We start from the raw sequence: 21,347 nt of genomic DNA, 5'->3' as shown, positions 1-21,347 counted from the left end.
CGACCACCACGAAGCCATGGTCTACATCGCCACCATTATGACCATGTCACGCCGCCTCACCCGAACATGACCGAAGTTCTCGGACGCTCACTTAGGTGTTATCGAGACAACGACACATTATCTGCGGTGAATCGTTGGCGCCGGAATGACCCGCGCGAATTCGTAGCCGCTGAGCCGTTCGAGTGAGTCGACCTGGGCGGGCCAGGAGTACCAGCACATGTACGGTTCTGAACCCAGGTCGTGACGATAGGGGTCCCAGCCGAGTGAGTCGCCGCTGAAGAGGGTTCCATCCTCGGCCAGGTACATGACGTGGCCCTCGGTGTGCCCCGGGGTGGGGATCGCCAGCACGCCGAAGGCGACCTCATTGGCGTCGACACCGGTCAGGATTCGTTCTGCGAACGGGGCGGCATCGGCGTCGGCGGCATGAATGGCCACCTCCGCACCGAACGCATCGGCATAGCGCTCGGCGTCGCCGACGTCGTCGCGGTGTGTCAGCAAGATCGTCGCGATCCCGGGACCGACGATGCCGACGAGATCCACATTCCGGCGGCCTTCGACACCAATGCCGCCACGATCATGGTGGGCGAGAAGGCATCCGATCTGATTCGCGGCAGCCACGCATGACGCCGCCGACACCGCTGCGAAATGACAATCTCGGACCCCGGCACAGCGCTGGCTTTCCACCAACACCTGGCCGCACCGGTGCGGCACGTGCCACCAGCAGGCCACGCCATATTCCACCTACCCTGACGGCAGCGGATCATACGCGCGAGTATTCCGGCCCGAGGCGGTGACCAATTCGCCGGTCCGGACCGCCTTGCCCGCTCGGTTTCAAAACAGGGTGTCGCGGCCCCGTAGGGCCGGTATCCCGTCGGCCCAAGCTGCGCGAGCTCGGCATCGATGCCGACCTCGGTGTTCAGCCGCGCCGGTCGAAGATGCCGTCGAGCCAGTCGCAGACTTCTTGGGCGAGGCGGGTGGGGTTGTTGATCTGGCAGTGGGCGTCGGCGCCGGTGGCCGCGTCCAGTTCGATCAGTGTCTTGCGCTCGACGGGGAGCCCGTCGTGCCAGCGGCGGGCTTGGTCGATGAGGACGGGTGACTCACCGCCGCCGACGATGGACAGGAAAGCGCAGCCGACCTCGGACGGGTCGGCCTGGAAGGTGGCGAGCAGTTTCGCGAACTCGACCGGCGTGGCCAGGCCGGAGCGCCACAGGTACATGCGGAAGCTGTCGCGCATCGCTCCGCTGGCTGCCATGACCTCGACCACCTCGACGGGCAGTACGCTGCCGAAGTCGGAGATCGGGGTGCTGGCAATGCAGGCGGCGATGCGGCGTTCGGACATTACGGCGCGGCTGACCATGTAGCCGCCGCCGCTCATGCCCACGATGGCCAGCCTCGCCGGGTCCTGGCCGTAGGTGTCGATGAGGTGGTCGACGATCGCGCTGATCGGCCGTTCGGTCTCGGTCATGAAGTGCAGGCCGCGTAGCGGGGTGCTGCCCTGACCGGGCAGGTCCACGATCAGGGTGGTGTAGCCGCGCCGCCACGCGTTCAGGCCGATGAGGTGGTACATGTCCTCCCGGCCAGTGTCGCCGCCGCCAACTATTACGAGTGTGGGGGCATCCGGTCCGGCGTCCAGGCGCAGCCCGGGAAGCGGCGCCGGCTGGAACGGGATCTCCAGGTAGGTCAGGGGCAGGTCCAGCAGCGCGACCGCGTCGGCGAACGCGCTCTCGTACTTGACGATCAGGGTTTCGAACGCGGCAGTGTCGCCGGCGAACTGCCAAGCCTGCCGGTAGCAGTAGTAGGCCTTCATCAGGACCTCGCCAGCGCTGCGTCGCCGCCCCTGCGCCTGCCAGTCCGCTGCCAGCGTCCGCTGTGCGTCGCCGTAGGCTTCGAACTCGCGCGCCCAGCTTGCCGTGTCCCCGTCCTCGATCCGGGAAGCGATGTAGTAGAGCTCGCCCGAGTCCAGACCGCCGGTCTTGGCCGCACCCGCCGACCACTGGAAGATGAAATCCATGTCGCGGTCGTCGAACCGGTAGCGGATCTCGTTGCTGCGCTGCAGTTTCTCGTTGCTCATGTCGGCCACATTAGGAGCCGCGCTGCCGGGCCGGCGAGGACCGAATCCGCGGATTCGGGGACTCTTCATGCGGACGTGTCGTGTCGGTATTCGTGCGGGCTGCGGCTGTGCCGCCGGTGGAAGGCCCGGCGGAATGCCCGGGCATCGGAGTAGCCGAGCTGGTTCGCGATCGCCGTGACCGGAAGCTGGCTGTTGCGCAGGAGGTCCACCGCGAGATAGTCACGGACCGCCTCGACCTCGACCCGCCAGCTGGTCTCGGCCTCGTGCAGATGCTGCTGCAGCGTGCGGGGGCTGACCGCCATCTGCCGGGCGGCGGTTTCGAGCGTGACTATGCGGCCCGTGAAGCCGTCGGCCAGGAACGCGCGGACCTGGTGGGGCCAGGAGTCGGCGGCCGGCCGGCGTTGTTCGGCGTGTCGGCGCAGCACCGCGGCGAGCATCGGATCGGCACTGAGCAGCGGTAGGTCAAGGTCACCACGCGTCAGAGTGATGGTGGTCGCGGAGCATCCGAAGTCGATGTCGGCCACCCCCAGGGCCTCGGCCAGCCCACGGTGCTGCTTCGGCGCCGGCTGTGCGAGACCGACATGGGAGGGGCGGATCGGGCGTCCGGTGGCGTGCCGTGCCATGGTCAGTTGCCAGCCCAGGACGAAGGCCTCGGCATGCCGATAATCCGGGCCGTCGGAGAGCACCCGCTCCACGACGACTCGGCTGCCGTGCCTGGCCTGCTGGTAGGCACCACCTGTGCTAGCCACGGAGACGTTCCGGATCACGGTGTCGAACGCGTCCTCGAGGGTGTTCGCGGTCAGGAACAGGTAGTCGAACAGACCAAGCCTGCTGGGCTGGTGGTCACGGCCGAAGTGCACACCGAACAGCGGGTCGTCCACCGCGGCCGCGGCGCGATTCCACAGATCCGTGGCCAGCCGGGTCTCCACCCTTCCGGCCGGGTCGGCGAGCTGCTCCGCGTCAAGACTGGCCTCCCGAGCCAGCCGGCGGCTGTCGACCCCGGACCTGGCCACGAACTCCAGGAGCAACCGGGGCCCGGCTGTCGACACGGTGCCCAGACTCACGATCACGATCACGATCGTATTCGTTCCCGACAGTTCTGACCCCTCGCGAAAGGGTCGCATCTCACGGCTGCGTCGGCGCCTAGCGAGCCGCTGATACCCGATTTGCGCGTAATTCTTGGTCAACCCATACCTGGCTGCGCATCTCATGCGTGCTATCACCTGTGCGGAGGCTCGTTGGCCAGCGGTGTGGCACGGAGCTCACGGGAGCAGCCCGACGAGGCTCGGATATCCCACTCGACGGCTTGGCCTAAGTCAGTGGGATGTCCGCGATCGGTTTGGCATACGAGCTACCCGCGATCCGCGACCAGTTCTCGGACAGACACGTGTTGCAGGTCGGCGGCCGGACCGTCACCGGTCAGCCCAACTGAGTCGCGCCGGCCTGTCGGCGCTGCATGGCCGAAGAGCATTACCGACACCGTCCGGGTCTGAGCGCGGCACGACCACAACGTTTGCCTGCGGCACCAACTCTGGATCGGCGACGGCGTCAACGACCCCGAGGATCAAGCCGACATCGCCGACTTCCCCGAGATCGCCGGACTTCAAATCCGCCACCGACATCTCATCCGGCGACATGGTAAATGGCGAGTCAGCCCCTCCCTATTGGTGGCGCCCGGCGCGATCCGATCATCCCGGCGACCGGCGACGGTTCTACCAGCAGATCGGCGACAGCGGGCTGATCAGCGGCACGCCTGAGCGGAACGCGCCTCTGCTCGAGTGGATTCACGAGCACCGCGATCGCCGGTCGATCGACGACCTTCACGGCGAACACCTCATCGAATGGCTGGACATGTGAAACCTGGCGTCAGTTGCAGGTGACTTTTGGGAATCGTGCCGGGGTTCCGATGGCGTTGTGTGCACGATTCGCCGGTCCTCAGCGGGTTCTTTGAAGGGAGCCGATGAGGAACCCCCAACCAGCCAGCAACACTGCCACAAGCAGATTCCACCAGGTGGGTGTCAACCATGGGAAGGAGCCCGCTACGAACGCGGCTGCGATGGCGATCCCGACGATGGTGGCGGGCCACTTCGCAGGGCCAGGGCTCACGAACCAGGTCAGCGAGACGGTGGTCACAGCGAAAGCGAGAAGCGCGAGATGCAGAGCACCGAAAGTGACACTGACGAGCAAGGCGACGACGTCGGCGGAAAGGGCGATTCCATAGGCCGGATACACCAGTCTGCCCACAGCGAGCAGCACCACCACAAGGGAGACGAGGCTGACCATCGAAGACGCCGCGCCGAGGTCGACTCGCGTTGAACGACGGGTTACCCGATCGGCGAGGCTGCCACGAAAGCCCGCGCCCAGCGATACCACGGCGAAGAAAAGCATTTCATCACTCCACATCAGGTGCGCGCGGCCCTGCGCGGCCCAATGAACCAGGTCGTTTCCATCCGATGGAACGGGCGGACGCGCCATGAGAAGGAACACCGCCGCGCCGGCGAGGATCCCGCCGATACCGAGCAGCCAGTCGTGGCGAGGTAAACGCAACCGGCGTCGCCATAGTGCTGTGTCGACCAAACCGAATCCGTCCATGCAGAAGAGGGTCGCCGCCTATGGCGTCGCTCGATATGTGATGGGCCGGCGCCTCACCGACACCGCCCACCGCATCCTACGACTGAACCGACGACATCAGTCCGAAGTGGTCGACCTGGATGACGCCAGCGACGACGACACCGCAACTTGGCTCGGAATGACTGAGAAAACCGCTTATCCCCATTCTCATCCAACCTAAGCTGTCCCGTGACAGTCAATCTTGCTCTGTGTCAATGAATCTTGCTCGTACGGCTGGTTGTGCCACTACAGTTTGCTGGTTGTCTTGATCGTATCGGGTGGGATGGTGGTCGGTGGCCGATGCTGCTGTCGAGTGGGCGCGGTCCTCTGCATGGCTGGTTGAGCTGGACTTCGTTGACGCTGTCGGCATCGAGCGGCGGCTGAGGCTGTCGTAGTGCGAGGGCGCGCGGTCCTAGGACCGGTGCGCACGTTCCGCTGGTCGCGCGGGCTTGGTCATTTCCCTGGTTGGTGGTGGTCGGCGACAACTTCGCGGCATGTGCTCATGGCCAAGCACGGAGTCTACGACCTGCGTCAGCATCTCGAGGAAGTTCTGAATCCTGTGCTGCGCCAGTGGAACATCTTCGGTCGCAACGATTTCACCGCCCACGGCGAAAAGGTCCGGGAACGGCTCGCGGCGTTCCTCGAGAAGATGGAGCACGTGCAGATCCCCAAATTCGAGGGACACCGCGATCGAGCGCCGGCCCGTGAACGAGCCCGCGCCTGATCTAGCGGTGAATCACTGGACAGTAGCGTGCAGCCGCGTGACCGTGCCCCGAACCGCCTGGGTTGTGTTGTTCGGTGGGCTGGTTGGGTGGCTGGCGTCGATGACATCGACCATTGAACGGTTCAAGCTGTTCACCGACCCGAGCCCGACAAACGGCGATGCCTCCGTCGTGCTCCTCGAGCAACACCGAAAGCACCGTGGCTGTGAGGGCGTCGGTTCCCGATACCACCAACTGTCGTCCCGCTGCAGCAGTAATCGATTGCACGGCAGCCGATCCGCTGCGTCCAGCCTGACCGGGAACACGGCGGTCATCGGCTCGGGCAGTTCTGCGATGCGCGCGGCGACCGGATGCGGCCGACCGCCGGCCACGGGGACGGCCGACGCGCGCAGAGCGGTTCGATCACTCATCAGCCTGATGTAGTCCTCCATCGCCGCCCAGCACGAGCGGCACGTCCGGCCCCGGTAATCTCAGACGCCGACGACCGCCACGGGCGCTACCACCTGGCGGTGTGCTTGATCGCCGTCCACTGGCGTCGTAGCCTCTCGGTGTCGATGACGACTGTGGCAGTGCGGAATTCGGCTCCGAGGTCACGCAGTAGCGACATCCATTCCGCACTCGCCGCGATCTCGGCGTCGATGGGGTCGAGCCGGTCTCCGATCAAGGGACTGGCCTTGTACCGCAGCACGAGAATCCGCCATTGCCCGAGGAAGCGGCGGAATCGGTCGAGGGCGTCGGCCGCGTGTTCGGTGACTGCCGCGACCGCTGCCAGCTCACCGTTGAGGCGCTGTGCTTGCTCGGCCATCTCCGCCAAACCCGAGGCCGCCGCGTCACACAACAGGGGCACCGCCTGCAAGGACTGCGACGGTGCGGAGCCGTCGATCACCTCGGCGGCGAACGCGGCGACCGTCGTGTTGTGCAGTGCGGCCAGCGAGATCCGGAATCGCAGGCGCAGCACGTCGGCGCGTAACAAGTCGAGTGCCGCCGGCAGGCCGCGCAGTGCCGTCCCGGCATCTCGCATCGGATCGCCCATGACGCGAGCAACATTCGCCAGCACCGGCGCGGCGGAGGCCAGGGGCCGGGAAGCTTCCCGGGCCGCCGCGACGGATATGTCGAGGCGGTCGGCGATCTCGATTACCCGTTCGGCGGCGACCGTCAATCGTTCGCACAGCCGCTGGTATCCGGCCAGACGCCCGACCAGAGGGGCGAACTCGTCGTCCAGTGCCATCGCGGCGGCGAGCGCATGCCCGATCGGTCCTTGTGCGTGCGGTCGCGCAAACGCCTTACGAACCGAGTTCTCGCGCACCGAAATCTCGGCGGGCAATGCCGTCGCCATGAACTCGTCGTAGGAGGTGAAGCCCCTGTGGCGCAGCGCTTCTTCGATGGCGATCCGCCCGCACACGGCCCGCCCGCGGCGTCCGGCACCGGCAATCCCGGCTCGGTCCTCGACTGCCCGCGCGTGCGCGTAAACCGCCTCGATCAGCTCGAAACAATCACTGCGCGGGCCGATTCGGACCGATAGATAGCTGTTGCGCAGTGGGCTCATGGTGGCGAACACCCAGTAGGCCGAGCCGTCTTTGGCAAGGTTCTTGACGAACCCTGCCACCGGCCGGCCCCCGCGCAGTCGCTCCCAGATCAGCTCGAACACCCCGGCCGGCATATCCGGATGGCGCACGAGATTGTGCGGTGCGCCCACCAGTTCGTCCAGCGCGTATCCGGAGACCCGCGCGAACACCGAATTGCCCAAACGGATGACCCCGCGGCGATCGGTGGTGGAGAAGAACAGCTCGGACGACCCTAAAGGCATGGCATCGGCGGCTACCGGCAACTTGCCGATATCGACGATGTCGTCTGTAACCGTCATGTGGTCAGACGCTCGTGGTTTCGGCCCGCTGCGCCGAATCGGCGGCGATCTCGGCGGCCCACGTTTGGATGGCGTCCCAATCCCTCAGATCACCGTAGTGGCGTCCGCCCAGCAACAGGTAGCGCAGCTGGGCACGCAACGGCAGCTTCGCCCGCTCGTAGCGCCCGGCGAACGCCCGGTAGCCGCGCACCGCCAACGAATCCCGCACGGTCGCAATGTTCTTCGGCACCGCCCGCGCCTTCCATCTGCCGATCGGACCGGTCACCGCCGGGGCCATGCCGACGCTGAACAGCCAGACATCCGTGCCAGCGAGCTGCTCGAGCCGCTGGTAGACGAAGATGACGAAGGGTTTCATCAGGGCTTGGTGATACACCGGACTGCCCAGTACCACCGTGTCGAACCGGCTCAGATCCGGGACGAGGTGACCGGTTGGCACTACCTCCACCACCACATTCGGCGATTCCAGTGCCTTGCCGATGAATTCGGCAATCTCACCGGTAGTCCCTTGCCCCGTCACATACACCACGGCTATACGCCGAACCCTCGAACCCATGCTGCCAGCATTCTGAGCGAGCGGCGACCCGGAGAAGAGGCATGGTGCCCCGATGCGCAGGGACCAAAGTCCCGGTAATCCCTGGTCAATTCGGCACCGGCGATCGCGCACCGGATGGGCGTGGACCGAATGCCTCGGCCGCCCAGGACCAAAGACCTCCATCTGTCGGCTGAAGGCCCCTCGGCTGAAGGGCACGGGAACCTCCAGGCCCGTATCGGTGCCGCAGCGAGCGTGCGGACCGCCGCCGACGCCGCGCGGCGGGCTCCTCGGCATCAGTCGCCGCGGCGCAGCAGGCTCATCGGGACCAGGTCGAAGCACATGCGCATCGCGCCGCTCGCCGAGTCACGTGTGAATACGATCCGGCCCGTGCCGATGCCGAACCGGGTGAGATCGACCCGGTACACCCATGGATCGGTGGGGTCGTCCGGGCACAGCGGCAATCCGCGCAGCAGGCTCGGGATCGGGGTCAACAGCCGCAGTACCGGCCTACCGGCCTGAATCCGGACCTGCACCCCCGCACCGATCATGGAACGGGCACGAAGATCGGTGAGGGCGCCGGGCAGGCGGTAGTCGCCGCACATCTCGTTCCAGATCTCCGGGTGGTGGCCGACATCGGTTCGAATCGCGGCGGCGCGTACCCCCAGCGCATCGTTCATCAGCTCGGAAACGGCCGCGGGCAGCCACAGCATGGCGCGGTGCGCGCCATTGGTACAGGCGAAGATCCCGAGCCCGTCGTCGGGCGCGACCCAGATCTGGGAGTCGAACCCGGGCAGTATGCCTTGATGTTCGACGATTCGATGACTACCCGCGACACCACGGAAGAAGGCCAAGCCCATTCCCGGTATCCGATGATCCGGCTGATACTGCGGCTCGAACATCGTCGCCAGCGTGCTGGATTCGAGGACCGCGCCGAATTCGTTGGCCCCGCCGCCGGACAGCGCTGCCAGATAACGCGCCATGTCGCGGGGCGTCGAGTAGGCCGACGCGGCTCCGGCGGTCACCATCTCGCGAAGGGCGATGGCGCGCGGTCCGTTGCCCCGCAGGTGGTAGCCCGTCGCGAGGCGTGCGCGCATGCTCGGCGTGAGTTCCAGGTCAGTATCGGTCATGCCGAGTGGTCGGAAAATATTCTCGCGCAAATACTGTGCCAACGAGATTCCACTGACATCCGCGATGATCTGCCCGAGCGTGGCGAACCCGTGGTTGGAATAGGTCCACCGAGTGCCGGGTTCGGCCTGCAGGCGCAGGCCGCCTCGGTAGTAGTCCGCCAGTGGTGGTATCGCCGTGCTCGAATCCACGCTCTCGCCGAAGTCCGGCCGCAGAATTCGTGTGGGATGGGCTGTTTCGCCGATCCCCGCAGTGTGAGTCAGCAGGTGGCGCACGGTGGCGGGCCGAAAACTGGGATCGGCGGGCACGAGAGGGTATGCGCGCAAATACTTTTCGGCCGGCGCATCGAGTTCGATCAGGCCTCGCTGCACCAGCTGCATCACCCCGATCGCGGTGAACGTCTTGGTGATCGACGCGACCCGTAACACCGTATGGATCGACATCGGCCGGTGCGTGCCGAGATCCGCGAAACCGTGACCAGAGAAGAACTCCAACTCTCCCGCCCGTACGATCGCCACCGCCGATCCCACCATCGCCCGACGAGCCAGCAACGCTTCGACGCGGTGCGGCACGCTGCTTCGCTCAACTTCTGACATTGCGACTCCATTCGACGACTCGACTGCCTCGTGTCAGCTTGCGACCCGCCTCCCCGACTGCACAGGAGCACATCGGACCGGGTCCGATGGACCAAGGTCCCGCAATGCCGATCGGTTAGGACCTGCCGATCAATAACACGTAACGGCACCTGTTTTTGAATGATGTTGTGGTATTCGCGATTTCGTCGGTGTCTTCCGGAATGCCCTCCTGCTCATGCGATCTCGAACATTGTTGCGGCAGAGCGGATTTTCCGTTATCAACCACCGCAGGCTGCCACCCAACGACGGCGGGCTGCAACTCGGCACCAGGGAGCAACAAGCCACTTGTCTTGTCCCTCGCCCGCGACCTGATGCGGCCGCGGCCGGTCACGATAGGCGTGCCGGCGCGGCCGCCCGATGGCGTCGGGTTCAGGGGCGGGCGATGATGAGGGGGCAGTCGGTGGCGTGCAGGACGGCTTGGCTGACCGAGCCGAGGGTCATGCCGGCGAAGCCACCGCGGCCGTGGCTGCCTACGACGATCAGTTGGGTGTCTGCGGATTCGGCGAGTAGGCGTCGGGCGGGTCGGTCCTCGGCCACTACGCGCTGCACCTCGAGGTCCGGAAATTGCTCTGCGTAACCGGCCAGGCTCTCGGCCAGCAATTCTTCGGCCTCTTTCTGCATATCGGCGCGGGGGATGTAGCGGTTCAATTCCGACCAGGTGTGTACTGCTCGCACCGCGACATTGCGGTGAACGGCCTCGTCGAAGGCCACTTCGATGGCGCGGACGCTGGCTGGGGAGCCGTCGACACCGACCAGCACGGGGCCGTGCAGCCGGTCCGGTGTGTAGTTTTCGGGTTCGGGGATGACCGCGACCGGGCAGTGCGCGTGGCGGGCCACGGCGGTGCTCACCGAGCCGAGTAGGCTGCGGCGGAACGCGCCGAGGCCGCGGGTGCCGACGACCAGCAGGCGTGCGTCCTTGGATCGGTCGAGCAGCACTTGGATCGGTGGTGCTTCGATTACGTGGGTGGTGATATCGAGGTCGCCGACGGGTGCGGCTGCGGCCGTTGCGAATTCGCGTGCGGCGGCGACGGCCGCGGCACCGGCCGCTCGATAGGTATCGTAATCGATCTGGTTGAAGGCGATTCCGGGCCCGAAGTCCATCGGGGCGCCGATGCCGTAGACGATGTGCAGGGGTGCGCGGTGGTGGACGGCGTCGACGGCGGCCCACCGTACGGCCTCGGCGGCGGCGTCGGAGCCATCGGTACCGACGAGGACGGGGGGATTGGTGGCGTTGGCGGACATGTGAATTCGTCGCCCTTCTGTGTGAGTCGGTTGATGCTTATTGCGGGTGGACGACCAGGACCGGGCAGTGCGCGGTCTGTACCAGTGCGTTGCTGGTGGAGCCGAGCAGGAGCCCGCGGAATCCGCCGCGTCCCCGGCTGCCGAGTACGAGCAGTTGCGCGGAGCGCGACCACTCGAGCAGTGCCTGGCGCGGGCCCGACAGGTACACCTTGCGGATGACCCGCACGTCCGGGTATTTCTCCTGCCAGCCCGCGAGTTGTTCGGCGAGGATTGCCTGTCCGGCGGTTTCGGCGTCGCGGTCGGTGATGGCGTAGGGGAGTCCGGCGAAGCGGTCGTAGTACAGATCGCTCCAGGCGTGTACGGCGACGAGTTGGGTGTTGCGCTCGCTGGCTTCGGCGAACGCGGCTGCCACGGCGGCCTCGCTGACCGGGCCGCCGTCGGCGCCGACCACGACCGGGCCGACGCGCCGGGTCTGCTGTTCGGTGCCGGTATCACGGACCACCACGATCGGGCCGCGGCCATGGCTGGTGACGGCGAGCAGTGTCGATCCGAGATGGCTGAGGGTGCCGCCGGATCCGGCCGCGCCGATCGCGAGCAGATGTGTCGTTTCGGACAGCTCGATCAGCAGGTGTGCCGGATTGGCTTCGGAGACTTCGGTTTCCACGGTCAGCGTCGGATCCACCTGGTGGGCCAGTCGACGCGCCGTACGCACCAGGTCCGCGCCCTCGCGGCGGATCATGTCGATCACCGGGGGCATGATCACGTCGTAGATCCCGTAGACGGCTCCGGCGGCGGCCAGGTCGAGGCCGTGCACGATCCGCAGGCCGCGGCCCCGCTTTGATGCGGTCTCGGCAGCCCATCGGACGGCGAGGTCGGCGGCTTCGGAGCCGTCGATGCCGACCACTATTTCGGCCGACGCCAGGCGGTGTGGATCAGTGTGGTGCTGGGTGGTCATGGGCGGTGTCCCTTCGGATCCCGATAAGTGGTTATCCGAAGATTAGGAATCCGAGGCGGTCTGGCACGCCTGGCGTTGGTCCCGAACCACAGGGTCTTAAGGCAACATCACCCGAAGGCTGGATCGGTCAGGGCAATGGCGCCGACCACTGCAACATTGTGCCCCCGTGCTGGCCCTTCGTGACGTTGAAGCTGCCGCCCGCTTGTTCGGCGCGCGTCGCCAGATTCGCCAGCCCGCTCAGTCGCGAGAAGTCGTGGGGCACACCGATACCGTCGTCGGTCACCTCGATGGTGACATCGTCATGCACCCGCAGGTGCACCGACACCGTCGTCGCGGACGCGTGCCGCACCGCATTGCTCACCGCCTCGCGCAGTACCGCCTCGACATCCTCCGACAGCGGTGGCGCGAGCACCGAGACCGGTCCGGCGAGTCGAATGGTGGTGCGTAGTCTGCTTTCTCCGATCATGTCGGCGATGATGCCGTGCAGTCGCTTGCGCAGTGTGGGGCGTCGGCGGTGGTGCCGGATGTCTTGCACGATGGATCGGGTGTCGGTGAGCCGGGTTTGATCTCGGGTGCGCGAGCACGCCTATGACAGCGTCCTCGGCTCGCAGCGGCAGGATGAGTGCCGGGCCGAATTCGGCTGGCTCGTCGAAGATCGGGGTGAAGCTCAATTCGTCGACCGCGACGACCCGGCCGTTATGCAATGCTTCACCGGAATGCAATTCGCCCATCGGAATTCGCTCGCCGATCAACTCCTCGGCGCCGACGCCCGCGGCGGCGACCACCACGAGCTCGGTGACATCCTCGATGGGGATATCGGAGTCATCGGGGAGTGCGAGAAATATGCACGCCGACTGGGTCAGCGTCAACGCCCGATTGGCGACCAGTTCGAGTGCGGTGCCCGGTTCGCCGCCCGCGAGCAGTTCGGTGGCCACGTCACGGTTGGCTTCCAGCCACTGCTGGCGGATCCGGGACTCCGGAACTCGCGACAACGGGGGCCTTTAGTTCGGCAGGGTCGCGCTCGGCGCGCTGTTTGATGCCGAGCAGCATCTTGCGCTCCATGACCCAACTGCCCGGCTCCATGATCAACCGGTTGAACACACGCATGGGCGCCACGGCATTGGGCAGCGCGATGCGGTTGCGGCTCACCAGCCGAGTGCCCTCCGCACTCGGATAGAGCCCGAAGGCCCAGACCCAGTTCCCGTCCGCCGAGGCGAAGACCAGTGCCTTTTCGGGTTCGAGGACGGTCACCCGCATTCGTGGGCCGGTCTGGCCCAGCGCGAAAGTATCACCGACGGAAAGGTTTTGGAACTGCGGCAGGATGGCGTCGGCGCTGTGCATATTCAGCCCGAGCAGGTTCTCGATCCAATCGTAGGTGTAGGCGCCGCCCCGGCCAGGGCCAATCTGGACCAGCCACGGCCAGATCCGCTCTGGACCCGCGTCGATCGTAATCGACCTGGTGGCAACGATATCCGGGTCGGTGAGCAGGTCGTCGCCGGGCATCGCACGGGCAATCTCGTCGGCGGTGGAGCCCCAGCTGAGGCAGCGATCACGCAGGATCACTTCATAGCCCACCGCCAATCCGACCAGGTATGTACCGATTCCGATCGCGCATGCAGTCACTGTCTTCATATCCGGTACGTTCCACCGAAACCGGCAGTGGGCATAGGGGCGTTCGGCAGCTGGCGAGACGACCTTGGTCCGGCTCGGCCGATACGAGATCTGGCGGGTAGGGCCCCGCGCATCGTGATTCCGGCATGGCTCGCGCGGTCGAAGCAGGCCAGGATGCTGGTCGTCGGCGCTCGGGGAATCGGCTCTGTGCGCCGTGTGCTACTCGGTTCGGTCAGCGCGGCGCTGGCCCGGCACGCGCAGTGCCCGGTCACCGTGGTGCACACCACCGCGGCCACTGACGCGGTTACGGCCTGCAAGCCGGTGCTGGTCGGTGTCGACGGCACCCGAAACAGCTCGGCGGCCATCGAATTGGCATTCGAGGAGGCATCCCGGCGCAAGGTCAGCATCGTTGCACTGCACGCCTGGAGCGATACCAGCCGACTCGCGCTCCCCGAGCTGAGCTGTGAAGGCGTAGCGGACGCACAGGACGCGCTGTTCGCCGAAAACCTCGCGGGCTGTCATTTCGGTGCGGTATCCCGAGTGACCTGACCCGACCATGGGGAAGGGTGGAGCCCTAGCAGCCCAAGTGTTTGCGACTGCTTTGCGAAAGATGACCTCGCTGCGCCCTCAGCTTTCGAGCTGAATCGGGAACGATTCCAAGTCGTTTTGGGTCAGGACGGGCAGGTTGCGGATGTTTTCGACCGGCACGGCGAGTTTCAAGTCAGGGAAGCGGCTGAACAGGGCGGGTAGTGCGATGCCGCCTTCGAGGCGTGCCAGTGCCGCGCCCGGGCAAATGTGTGGGCCGTACCCGAATGTAATGTGCCGGTTCGCTGTTGGGCGGGTGATGTCGAAGTCGTTCGCGTCCGGTCCGTGGATCGTGGCGTCGCGTCCGATTGCACGGTAGGACATGACAACCCCGTCCCCTTTCTCGATCGTGATGCCGTCGACGGTGATGTCTTCGCTGGCGAACCGCATGAGTAGGTGCGTGACCGGGCTGTCCCATCGCAGTGTTTCCTCTACCGCCGCATCCCAATCCGCGTCGCCGGATACGAGGCTGGCCAGTTGGTCGGGGTTGCTGACGAGCGCGCGGACGGCGTTGAGGATCAGTCCGATCGTCGTTTCGTGTCCAGCGGCGATGAGGGCTTTGAGGTTGCCGACCACTTCCTCTTCGGTGAGTGGTTCACCGCCGTCGCTGGCCTGGATGAGGGCGCTGGTGAGGTCGTCGGTGGGGGTGGCGGTCTTGGTGCGCACCAGGTCGGTGAAGTAGGTGTCGAGTTCGTCGATCACCCGTAGTCGCTCGTCCTGTGGGGTCAGCAGCGAGAAGAACGCCTTGTACCAGGCGAGCAGCATCGGGTGGTCGGCGCGGTCCACGCCCATGAGTTCGCTGATGACCCGCATCGGCAGCGGGTAGGCGAACACCGACTTCAGATCCACCACCTCCCCGCCGCGGCCGGCGGCGGCGAGGTCGTCGAGCAGTTCGGCGGTGAGGGCTTCGATGGTGGGGCGCAGGGCGTCCAGTCGGCGTTTGGTCAGCGCCTGGGTCGTTTTGATCCGCAGTCGCCGGTGTTCGGGGCCGTCGACGGTGAACATGGACCGGCCCGCGTCGATCATCCCGATCAGCGGCCACTGCCGGGTGACGACCCCGGACTGCCACAGCTTCCAGGCGTTGATGTCTTTCACCAGCCGGGTATCGACGAGTAGCTGACGGGCCAGGGCGTGGCGGGTGACCGTCCAAGCGGGCACTCCGAGCAACTCGATCGGGGTGAGGGGTTGCGCGGCAGCGAGGTAGGCGGTCTCCCCCGCGAGGTCGGCGACCATCGGGTCGATGACGAGGGGCTGGGTATGTGGGCAGACCTGGGTCACGGGGTACCTCCAACAGCATTAACAGGGGTGAATCGAACCGGCAGCGTTGTCATGCCGCGCAGGAACGGCGACGGGCGGCGCACCAGGGCCTCCGCGGGCACCGCAAGGTCAATGTCGGGCAGCCGGTCCAGCAGCACTTCGATGCTGGTGCGCGCGATGATCTCGGCGATCTGCTGAGCTGGGAACGGGCATCGGTATTCGCCGTAGGAGAACGCGAAGTGCGCACTATTGCCGCTGTAGACGGGCTCGACTGTGTCGGCGACGTGCTGGCGGATGTGGGGATCGGCGTTGGCGGCAGCTAGACCCAGCAGCAGCATGTCCCCGGCCCGCACCGCCTTGTCGCCAAGGCGGGTATCGCGGGCGGCCCACCGCCCGGCAAGGATCTGGGTGGGTGTGTCCTCCCACAACACCTCGTTCATCGCCTGCGCGATGCTGTGGCGGCCGCCGCCGAACGCCGCGGCGAAGCGGTCGTCGGTGAGCATCAGCCGCACCGAGTTCCCGATCCAGTCCGAGGTCGGCAGGTATCCGGCGGCCGCGACGGCCGTCAGGTCCAGCGCGTATTCCTCGTCGGTGAACGGTGCAGGATAGTCCAGCATCCGCGAGACCACGTCGTCGCCGCGCCACTGCTGTTTGGTGGCCAGCAGGTGCTGCATGTGTTCACCCACACGCACGAACCCGATGTGTGCGTCAGCGCCGCCGTCGGCGAGAGCCTTCATCGCCCACGCCAGGCTCGGGCCGTCCTCATCAGGAAAACCCAGGATTCGGGCGAGTGCGAGCACCGGCATCGGCACCGCGAAGTCGGCGACCAGGTCGGCTTCGCCCGTTCCGCAGAACCCATCGATCAGCCGGTCGGCCAATTCTTCACAGGCACGCCGCAATTGGAAGGGATCAACCGCGTCGAGCGCCGGTTCGACCATCGCCAGATGCCTGCGGTGTTCGGCGCCTGCGGTGAAATAGATCGACGGTTGCGGCGTGCCGACCATCGGCAGCAGTGGCCAGTCCTCGGGGATGTTGGGCCACTGGTTCCACAGGCCGACATCGCGAGGGAACAGCTCCGGGTCACTGGTGACCTGATGCAATTCGCGGTAGCCGATGACCAGCCATGCAGGGACACTGCCGGGCAGCTCGACAGCCACGACCGAGCCGTGCTGACTGCGCATATCGGCGTACAACCGTTGCGGATCGGTGTGAAACCGAGGACCGCTCAACGCCACTGGGGCGAGGCCGGGGTGTACGGGGCACCCGCCGCGGTTGGCGTCGGCTGCGGTGTTCGGGGTGTTCACAACGCCCCTTCCGGTGTGCTGAGCATGCGGTGGCGGCCATCGGCTGCGGCGGCGAGGTTTACCAAGTGCTCGACCAGGGTGATGAGAACGCCTTTGCACGACTCGCGGGAGCGCGCATCGCAGTCGATGAGGGCGATGTGCGGATCCAGGTCCAGGGCGTCGCGGATCTTGTCGGGATGGTGGTGTGATCCGCCGAAGTTGTTGGAGGCGACTACGAATGGGACACCCTGGTGTTCGAGTCGATCGATGGCGTACCAGGAGTCGGCGATGCGACGCTGGTCGACCAACACGATCGCGCCGATCGCGCCGGTGAACAGCCGGTCCCACAGGAACCAGAACCGCTCTTGTCCGGGTGCGCCGAACAGGTAGAGGACATGCTGGGTGTCGATGGTGATACGCCCGAAGTCGAAGGCGACGGTGGTGGTGGTTTTGCCGGTCACGCCGGTGAGGTCGTCGACGGCTTTGCCTTGCGCGGTCATCGTCGCTTCGGTGTCGAGGGGCCGGATCTCGCTGACCGAGCGGACGAAGGTCGTCTTGCCGACCCCGAAGCCGCCGATGACGACGATCTTCAGGGCTTGGCTGGTGTTGGCGTGTAAGGGCGCGTCAGCGCGGGCGGGCCGGGAATCAAAGGCTGCGGATTCCAACAAGAACCTTCTCGAGGATGGCCAGGGTGGGCCGCGAATCGTACGGCGCACCAGGCAGTGTGGGGTTGGTTTGGGGGTGGCGGGCGGTGATCTTGCTGGCGAGCAGCAGGTCAGAGAGCAAGATCGTGGCGACGCCCACGGGGACGCGCAGTTCAGCGGCGATTTCCACTACCGCGGTGGGGGCACGGCACATGTCCAGGATCCGGACGTGTTCTGGCTGCATGTCAGGAGTCGGATCGCACTCGGTGACCACCAGAGTCACCAGGTCGAAGTCGTCGGTGGCGGGTCTGGAGCGGCCGCCGGTGACGGTATACAGCCGGTCGGGGTCCTCTTCGCGCCCAAGTCTGCTCACGACACGCTCGCTCCCCCGAAGCGCGGCTCGGCCACAAGGTAGTGGCTCATCTGCTCGACCAGCTCCAGCATGTTGTGCCCGACCAAACCCGCATCGGCATCCTCGGTCGCGATGACCGCGATATGCGCGCCCATCCCAGCGTCGACGATGAACAGGATCCCGCCGGAGAACTGAGTCATGGACTGGCGTACTCCGCCGCGGCCGTCCCCGAATTCCTGGGACGCGCCGATCGAGAGGCTTTGAATGCCCGCGGATATCGCCGCGAGCTGATCGGCTTTGTCGACGGTCAGGCCTGCAGTGTTGTTCATCCGCAAGCCGTCGCTGGACAGCAACAGTGCGTGCACAGCGCCGGGGGTGCGGGCAACGAGGCCTTCGAGCAGAAAATTCAGCTGCGATCCAGACGAGGTCATCGATCGTTCTCCACGACTACAGAAGGGACGGGGTACGCGGTGGCCTGGTCACGGCCGTTGGTGAACACACGCTGGAACGCACGCAGCGCGTCAGGGTTCGCGATGTTGGGCGTGGCAGCGTGTATCGGGGTGGACAACCCTTCCGGATGCACGGCAGTCAGGGTGCTTCCACGGCGTCGTTTGGGAAGGTCGGTGCCGCCGACTGATGGCTGCTCAGCAGGCGGGGGCGCTGCCAGTGGTGCCGGTGCTGGTGTGGTGAGGCTGGTCTGGACACCGGTCGGGTCCACCCGGGTGATCAGCTCACGGGGAACCATCACGACCACCGCCGTGCCACCGATAGCCGAGGGCCGGTAGGAAACCCGCAAGCCGTGCTTGCGCGAGAGCAGACCGACCACGGCGAGCCCGAGTCGCGTGCCCGACAGCGACGACAAATCCAGCGTGGAGCCACGACGGCCCGCGCCGATGTTCCCGGCGACGGCGGCTTCGGCGCGCGCCAGCGCCGATTCGCTCATGACCAGTCCGCTGTCCTCGATAGTGATGATCACCCCCGCCGGAACCTCGGCGGCGTAGACGTGCACCTCAGTGGTGGGTGGGGAGAAGTTACAGGCGTTGTCGATCAGCTCCGCGAGAAGATGCATGATGCCCTCGGCGGCGTGCCCGACGATCGCCACGTTGGCCACCACACGCTGTCGCACCCGCTGATAGCCCGCGACGCGTCCCTGCGCGCCGCGCAGAATCGATTGCATGACAATCGGTTTGGGCCACCGTCGCCCGGTGCGACTTCCAGAGAGCACCGCGATGCTGTCAGCAAGACGGCTCAACTGGCCTGTGCGGTGATCCAGTTCGAACAAATCGCCCATCACCGTGGGATCGGCGTGGCGGTCCTGCATGTCGCGCAGTTCGGCAAGCATGCTCGTGGCCATCGCCTGGATACGCCCGGCCGCAGCAGCGAAAGACGCCATGGCAGCGACACGACCGTTCTCGCTGCTTCTGGCGCCCGCGGCGGTCGCGGCTGCCGCATCCTGCGCGGCTGTCAACTGCTTGCGCAAATCATTGATCGTTGAGGTGACCTCCGCGTGCGCGTCGGCGCGTGCCGAAGCCGCCACCTGCCGGGCATCGATGGCCCCACGCCGGTAGAACACTGCCGCGCTCACCGCAGTAGACAGCACCAGCGCAGCCAACCCAGCACCGATCGACAGCGCTATGCGGAAGTCGTTGGGAGCGTAGAAGACTGCGGCGGCGACCGCACCACAGGTGACCACCAAACATGCCAACCATGTCCGGTACGGCAGGCGCGGACCGCTGCGTGTACGGGGGTCTGCAAGGTCGACTTTCGGCTGATTCAGTGACTGTGACAAGTCCGTGCTACCACCCTCGCGCTCACCGCCAGGGGAAAGATATCGGTTCCCCTAACAACCCGCCACCCTCGCTCACCACCCAAATGTGCAGACCGACAAGCAGGTTCGGATCTCGAGGCTGAGCATAGCGGCAGCAGAGGGCACCCGCTACCACAGGATCCGTCCGACGCCGAACCTCCCAAGCCAGGAGGGGCGCCAGGCGATGCCGTCCACCGCGCGACGGCAAAATCGAAGACGACAGGCACACCGGCAGCACGAGTCGCCGCCTCCGACGTCGCGAAGTCGGCGAAGACTCGACTGCCACAACCGATTCCATTGCCGGTATGTGCGGCACACCCCACCACAGCAGCAGTCGAACACCCACCAACCACCACACCGCCATAAGCGAAACCACCACGCCCACAACAGGATAGCTTCGATACTGCTCACGTCGAGACGGACCGGCCACCCGACGTCGAACCGCCGCCGCAGCCCCTCCTTGAACCCAGGATCGATACACGCGCCCCACCCGCGCTGGATGTTTCCGGCTTGCCACTCACACACCTGTTCAACGAACTCGGCGTCGCTGTCGCAGGCGATGACCGTGACGTCGCCTTCGGCGTATTCCACGATCCGCCATGCCGCGGCGCAGGTTGTGGCGGCGAAGCTTCCTCGGCTCAGCGGACCAGACGCTTCGACGACATAATCGCCTGGCCCCGGTCGATCGCATGTCGCAGATGGATTGGTCGGCTTCAGTTTGGAGTGAGATCAGATAGGCCTATTCGGGCTGCCGCGGCCGTTCATTGTGGGTGGGGTTGGAGGGCGATCCGTACTTGATGCGGCGCCACTATGTCTGTCGTGGGTGAATTAAACCGCCCAGGGTGGTTAGCCTCGGGAACTACTGATTTGGCCGTACCCGTGTATGCGGCAAGTCCAACCGTGCCTACGCCTAAGCAAGCGACGATCTGTCACGCTGCCGATCATTGTCATTTGCGCCTCAGAGCATGGCGCCGGTACTGGTTGTCAGTCTCCTGAAAACTCGCTCGCTTCTTCGGACTTGGCAGGCAAATCGTGGTTCGCGGCCGTGGGCGGCGTCACAACATCAAGGGAGTCGTGCCGCGCGGAGTCGTCTGTTGGGCGTGTCCCTCCTCTGCGCGGCCTTACCATTGGCTTCTATTCGCTCTCGAATCGGCTCCAGCGAGCCAGGTCTTCAACGATCGGGCCGGAGTCGGGTACGCGGAACCACCACCATCCACTTCCGGTTATGTCGATGTTCGCGACCGCTGCCATGCGCTTCCCTGAATCTTCGACAGTGATAGACATGAATCTATTGTCTGCTTCGGAGACGTAACTATTCATCTTGGCGCCTAGCGGGGCAGGCAGGCTATTGATGGCACTTTCCAGGAGATCTCGGATAATGAAAGCGGCATTGAGATCGTATTCGTTCCAGACGGTGCGGTCTGTCCAGGGCAGCGCTCTGTCTTGATCGATCTTCTCAACATGAGCGTCCCATGCGTCCGTCAGGCTGATCGCGTCGACTTCCTCGCCGGATCCCCACCTAACTGGGCTACTGTTGATATCGGCTATATCATGGTCGGAAAAATAAAGACGTGCACGATCTTCGGGCTTTGGCATCATCACCTCACGGCAGCTTCCAGGCAGTGGATTTCCAGGGCATTTCGTAATTCACAACCACCTTGATTCCCTTGTATACAAATTGCTCGGCTTGCTCCGCGGTACGTCCGTCGCCCATCGGTTCCGGTGTGCCGTTGGTCAGGGCGTCATGCACTTCAGCGGCAGTTGGCCGTTTCATCGCTGGATTCCCGTCCCCGGTATGGCCGTTGATGAATTCTTCTATCTCGGCTTGAGTGTATTCACTGTGGCGGAAGTCTGGTTCATCGGAATCACCGGCGTGGTCGTCGTCGATGGTCGAAGTCATGCCGATGATGGCGGCGAGACCGGCGACGGCTTTGTCGAGGTCGATGGTGGGCAGCCCGTGGAAGGCGTCGATGGTGCCGACGGCGCCGGCCGCGAGGCTGGTGAGGCCGATGATTCGGACCATTTGGCTGGCGCGGTAGGAGGTTTGGATCG

The 21,347-nt window shown here is 65.5% G+C and carries 21 protein-coding genes and 3 pseudogenes; 4 read left to right on the top strand and 20 right to left on the bottom strand.

All coding sequences use genetic code 11. The annotated features are described in order from the left end of the window. Positions 1-117: 117 nt before the first annotated feature. Positions 118-435, bottom strand: coding sequence for a hypothetical protein (locus ABZW16_RS35915; protein WP_354960577.1), 318 nt, complete (start codon positions 433-435; stop codon positions 118-120). On the opposite strand from ABZW16_RS35915, the gene ABZW16_RS35910 reads away from it, so the two are divergent. Then, positions 424-624 (top strand): hypothetical protein, encoded by a 201-nt coding sequence (locus ABZW16_RS35910; RefSeq protein WP_354960576.1) that lies wholly within the window; start codon positions 424-426, stop codon positions 622-624. The two genes, ABZW16_RS35915 and ABZW16_RS35910, sit on opposite strands and share 12 nt — an antisense overlap. Positions 625-916: 292 nt before the next feature. Here the strand turns inward: ABZW16_RS35910 and ABZW16_RS35905 are convergent, their stop codons facing one another. Together ABZW16_RS35905 and ABZW16_RS35900 are read right to left on the bottom strand one after the other, a co-directional pair. Continuing rightward, the gene (locus tag ABZW16_RS35905; RefSeq protein ID WP_354960575.1) at positions 917-2,071 is read right to left on the bottom strand and encodes an alpha/beta fold hydrolase; all 1,155 of its coding nucleotides are present in this window, start codon (positions 2,069-2,071) and stop codon (positions 917-919) included. A gap of 65 nt (positions 2,072-2,136) precedes the next feature. After that, complete coding sequence (locus tag ABZW16_RS35900; RefSeq protein ID WP_354960574.1) at positions 2,137-3,141, bottom strand: AraC family transcriptional regulator ligand-binding domain-containing protein; 1,005 nt, start codon at positions 3,139-3,141, stop codon at positions 2,137-2,139. A 565-nt stretch (positions 3,142-3,706) separates the two neighbouring features. Between ABZW16_RS35900 and ABZW16_RS35895 the strand changes: the two genes are divergently transcribed. After that, the gene (locus tag ABZW16_RS35895; RefSeq protein WP_354960573.1) at positions 3,707-3,928 is read left to right on the top strand and encodes a hypothetical protein; all 222 of its coding nucleotides are present in this window, start codon (positions 3,707-3,709) and stop codon (positions 3,926-3,928) included. A gap of 78 nt (positions 3,929-4,006) precedes the next feature. On the opposite strand, the gene ABZW16_RS35890 is transcribed toward ABZW16_RS35895, so the two are convergent. Further along, positions 4,007-4,663 carry a hypothetical protein gene (locus tag ABZW16_RS35890; protein WP_354960572.1) on the bottom strand — a complete coding sequence of 219 codons (657 nt, stop codon included), beginning with the start codon at positions 4,661-4,663 and terminating at the stop codon, positions 4,007-4,009. A 514-nt stretch (positions 4,664-5,177) separates the two neighbouring features. Here ABZW16_RS35890 and ABZW16_RS35885 point away from each other — a divergent pair. Then, positions 5,178-5,405: pseudogene (locus tag ABZW16_RS35885) on the top strand (acyl-ACP desaturase); the annotation flags it as partial. Between the two features lie 494 nt (positions 5,406-5,899). On the opposite strand, the gene ABZW16_RS35880 reads toward ABZW16_RS35885, so the two are convergent. From ABZW16_RS35880 to ABZW16_RS35845, 8 genes and pseudogenes are all read right to left on the bottom strand, one after another. Then, positions 5,900-7,267, bottom strand: a complete 1,368-nt coding sequence (locus ABZW16_RS35880) for a PAS domain-containing protein (protein ID WP_354960571.1) — start codon at positions 7,265-7,267, stop codon at positions 5,900-5,902. 4 nt (positions 7,268-7,271) lie between these two features. Further along, the gene (locus tag ABZW16_RS35875) at positions 7,272-7,820 is read right to left on the bottom strand and encodes a flavodoxin domain-containing protein (protein ID WP_354960570.1); all 549 of its coding nucleotides are present in this window, start codon (positions 7,818-7,820) and stop codon (positions 7,272-7,274) included. Between the two features lie 272 nt (positions 7,821-8,092). Further along, on the bottom strand, positions 8,093-9,520 hold the full coding sequence (locus tag ABZW16_RS35870) for a serine hydrolase domain-containing protein (protein WP_354960568.1): 1,428 nt from the start codon (positions 9,518-9,520) through the stop codon (positions 8,093-8,095). Between the two features lie 408 nt (positions 9,521-9,928). After that, positions 9,929-10,801, bottom strand: a complete 873-nt coding sequence (locus tag ABZW16_RS35865) for a universal stress protein (RefSeq protein WP_354960567.1) — start codon at positions 10,799-10,801, stop codon at positions 9,929-9,931. A 37-nt stretch (positions 10,802-10,838) separates the two neighbouring features. Then, on the bottom strand, positions 10,839-11,756 hold the full coding sequence (locus ABZW16_RS35860) for a universal stress protein (RefSeq protein ID WP_354960566.1): 918 nt from the start codon (positions 11,754-11,756) through the stop codon (positions 10,839-10,841). Between the two features lie 127 nt (positions 11,757-11,883). After that, complete coding sequence (locus ABZW16_RS35855; protein ID WP_354960565.1) at positions 11,884-12,291, bottom strand: ATP-binding protein; 408 nt, start codon at positions 12,289-12,291, stop codon at positions 11,884-11,886. 91 nt (positions 12,292-12,382) lie between these two features. Then, positions 12,383-12,691 (bottom strand): annotated as a pseudogene (locus tag ABZW16_RS35850) (histidine kinase); the annotation flags it as partial. Between the two features lies 1 nt (position 12,692). Beyond that, positions 12,693-13,388, bottom strand: a complete 696-nt coding sequence (locus ABZW16_RS35845) for an SRPBCC family protein (RefSeq protein ID WP_354960564.1) — start codon at positions 13,386-13,388, stop codon at positions 12,693-12,695. A 27-nt stretch (positions 13,389-13,415) separates the two neighbouring features. Between ABZW16_RS35845 and ABZW16_RS35840 the strand changes: the two genes are divergently transcribed. Then, positions 13,416-13,916: a universal stress protein gene (locus ABZW16_RS35840; protein ID WP_354960563.1), complete on the top strand. Its 501-nt coding sequence runs from the start codon at positions 13,416-13,418 to the stop codon at positions 13,914-13,916. Between the two features lie 78 nt (positions 13,917-13,994). Here ABZW16_RS35840 and ABZW16_RS35835 read toward each other — a convergent pair whose 3' ends face one another. The 8 genes and pseudogenes from ABZW16_RS35835 to ABZW16_RS35800 form a co-directional block, all read right to left on the bottom strand. After that, positions 13,995-15,230 carry a cytochrome P450 gene (locus tag ABZW16_RS35835; RefSeq protein WP_354960562.1) on the bottom strand — a complete coding sequence of 412 codons (1,236 nt, stop codon included), beginning with the start codon at positions 15,228-15,230 and terminating at the stop codon, positions 13,995-13,997. After that, on the bottom strand, positions 15,227-16,513 hold the full coding sequence (locus ABZW16_RS35830) for a cytochrome P450 (protein ID WP_354960561.1): 1,287 nt from the start codon (positions 16,511-16,513) through the stop codon (positions 15,227-15,229). The genes ABZW16_RS35835 and ABZW16_RS35830 overlap by 4 nt, the downstream gene beginning before the upstream one ends. Continuing rightward, positions 16,510-17,085 carry an ATP/GTP-binding protein gene (locus ABZW16_RS35825; protein WP_354960579.1) on the bottom strand — a complete coding sequence of 192 codons (576 nt, stop codon included), beginning with the start codon at positions 17,083-17,085 and terminating at the stop codon, positions 16,510-16,512. The genes ABZW16_RS35830 and ABZW16_RS35825 overlap by 4 nt, the downstream gene beginning before the upstream one ends. Positions 17,086-17,137: 52 nt before the next feature. Next, entirely contained in the window at positions 17,138-17,509 is a 372-nt protein-coding gene (locus ABZW16_RS35820; protein ID WP_354960560.1) for a DUF742 domain-containing protein, read from the bottom strand. Further along, the gene (locus ABZW16_RS35815) at positions 17,506-17,919 is read right to left on the bottom strand and encodes a roadblock/LC7 domain-containing protein (RefSeq protein ID WP_354960559.1); all 414 of its coding nucleotides are present in this window, start codon (positions 17,917-17,919) and stop codon (positions 17,506-17,508) included. Before ABZW16_RS35815 ends, ABZW16_RS35820 begins: the two co-directional genes overlap by 4 nt. Continuing rightward, the gene (locus ABZW16_RS35810) at positions 17,916-19,181 is read right to left on the bottom strand and encodes an ATP-binding protein (RefSeq protein ID WP_354960578.1); all 1,266 of its coding nucleotides are present in this window, start codon (positions 19,179-19,181) and stop codon (positions 17,916-17,918) included. Before ABZW16_RS35810 ends, ABZW16_RS35815 begins: the two co-directional genes overlap by 4 nt. A 1,248-nt stretch (positions 19,182-20,429) precedes the next feature. After that, positions 20,430-20,894: a hypothetical protein gene (locus ABZW16_RS35805; protein WP_354960558.1), complete on the bottom strand. Its 465-nt coding sequence runs from the start codon at positions 20,892-20,894 to the stop codon at positions 20,430-20,432. A gap of 4 nt (positions 20,895-20,898) precedes the next feature. Continuing rightward, positions 20,899-21,347 (bottom strand): annotated as a pseudogene (locus tag ABZW16_RS35800) (hypothetical protein); the annotation flags it as partial.

Source organism: Nocardia sp. NPDC004604 (assembly GCF_040609795.1).
In the GTDB taxonomy this organism is placed as follows: domain Bacteria; phylum Actinomycetota; class Actinomycetes; order Mycobacteriales; family Mycobacteriaceae; genus Nocardia.
The sequence above is the reverse complement of the archived record's forward strand: the minus strand, read 5'-3'. Positions and strand labels throughout refer to the sequence as shown.

Excerpts from the sequence above, each read along its gene's own strand:
- ABZW16_RS35910 (WP_354960576.1), top strand. The coding sequence starts at position 424 with ATGAATGGCCACCTCCGCACCGAACGCATCGGCATAGCGCTCGGCGTC.
- ABZW16_RS35905 (WP_354960575.1), bottom strand. The coding sequence starts at position 2,071 with ATGAGCAACGAGAAACTGCAGCGCAGCAACGAGATCCGCTACCGGTTC.
- ABZW16_RS35895 (WP_354960573.1), top strand. The coding sequence starts at position 3,707 with ATGGTAAATGGCGAGTCAGCCCCTCCCTATTGGTGGCGCCCGGCGCGA.
- ABZW16_RS35890 (WP_354960572.1), bottom strand. The coding sequence starts at position 4,663 with ATGGACGGATTCGGTTTGGTCGACACAGCACTATGGCGACGCCGGTTG.
- ABZW16_RS35880 (WP_354960571.1), bottom strand. The coding sequence starts at position 7,267 with ATGACGGTTACAGACGACATCGTCGATATCGGCAAGTTGCCGGTAGCC.
- ABZW16_RS35875 (WP_354960570.1), bottom strand. The coding sequence starts at position 7,820 with ATGGGTTCGAGGGTTCGGCGTATAGCCGTGGTGTATGTGACGGGGCAA.
- ABZW16_RS35870 (WP_354960568.1), bottom strand. The coding sequence starts at position 9,520 with ATGTCAGAAGTTGAGCGAAGCAGCGTGCCGCACCGCGTCGAAGCGTTG.
- ABZW16_RS35865 (WP_354960567.1), bottom strand. The coding sequence starts at position 10,801 with ATGTCCGCCAACGCCACCAATCCCCCCGTCCTCGTCGGTACCGATGGC.
- ABZW16_RS35860 (WP_354960566.1), bottom strand. The coding sequence starts at position 11,756 with ATGACCACCCAGCACCACACTGATCCACACCGCCTGGCGTCGGCCGAA.
- ABZW16_RS35845 (WP_354960564.1), bottom strand. The coding sequence starts at position 13,388 with ATGAAGACAGTGACTGCATGCGCGATCGGAATCGGTACATACCTGGTC.
- ABZW16_RS35815 (WP_354960559.1), bottom strand. The coding sequence starts at position 17,919 with ATGACCTCGTCTGGATCGCAGCTGAATTTTCTGCTCGAAGGCCTCGTT.
- ABZW16_RS35805 (WP_354960558.1), bottom strand. The coding sequence starts at position 20,894 with ATGATGCCAAAGCCCGAAGATCGTGCACGTCTTTATTTTTCCGACCAT.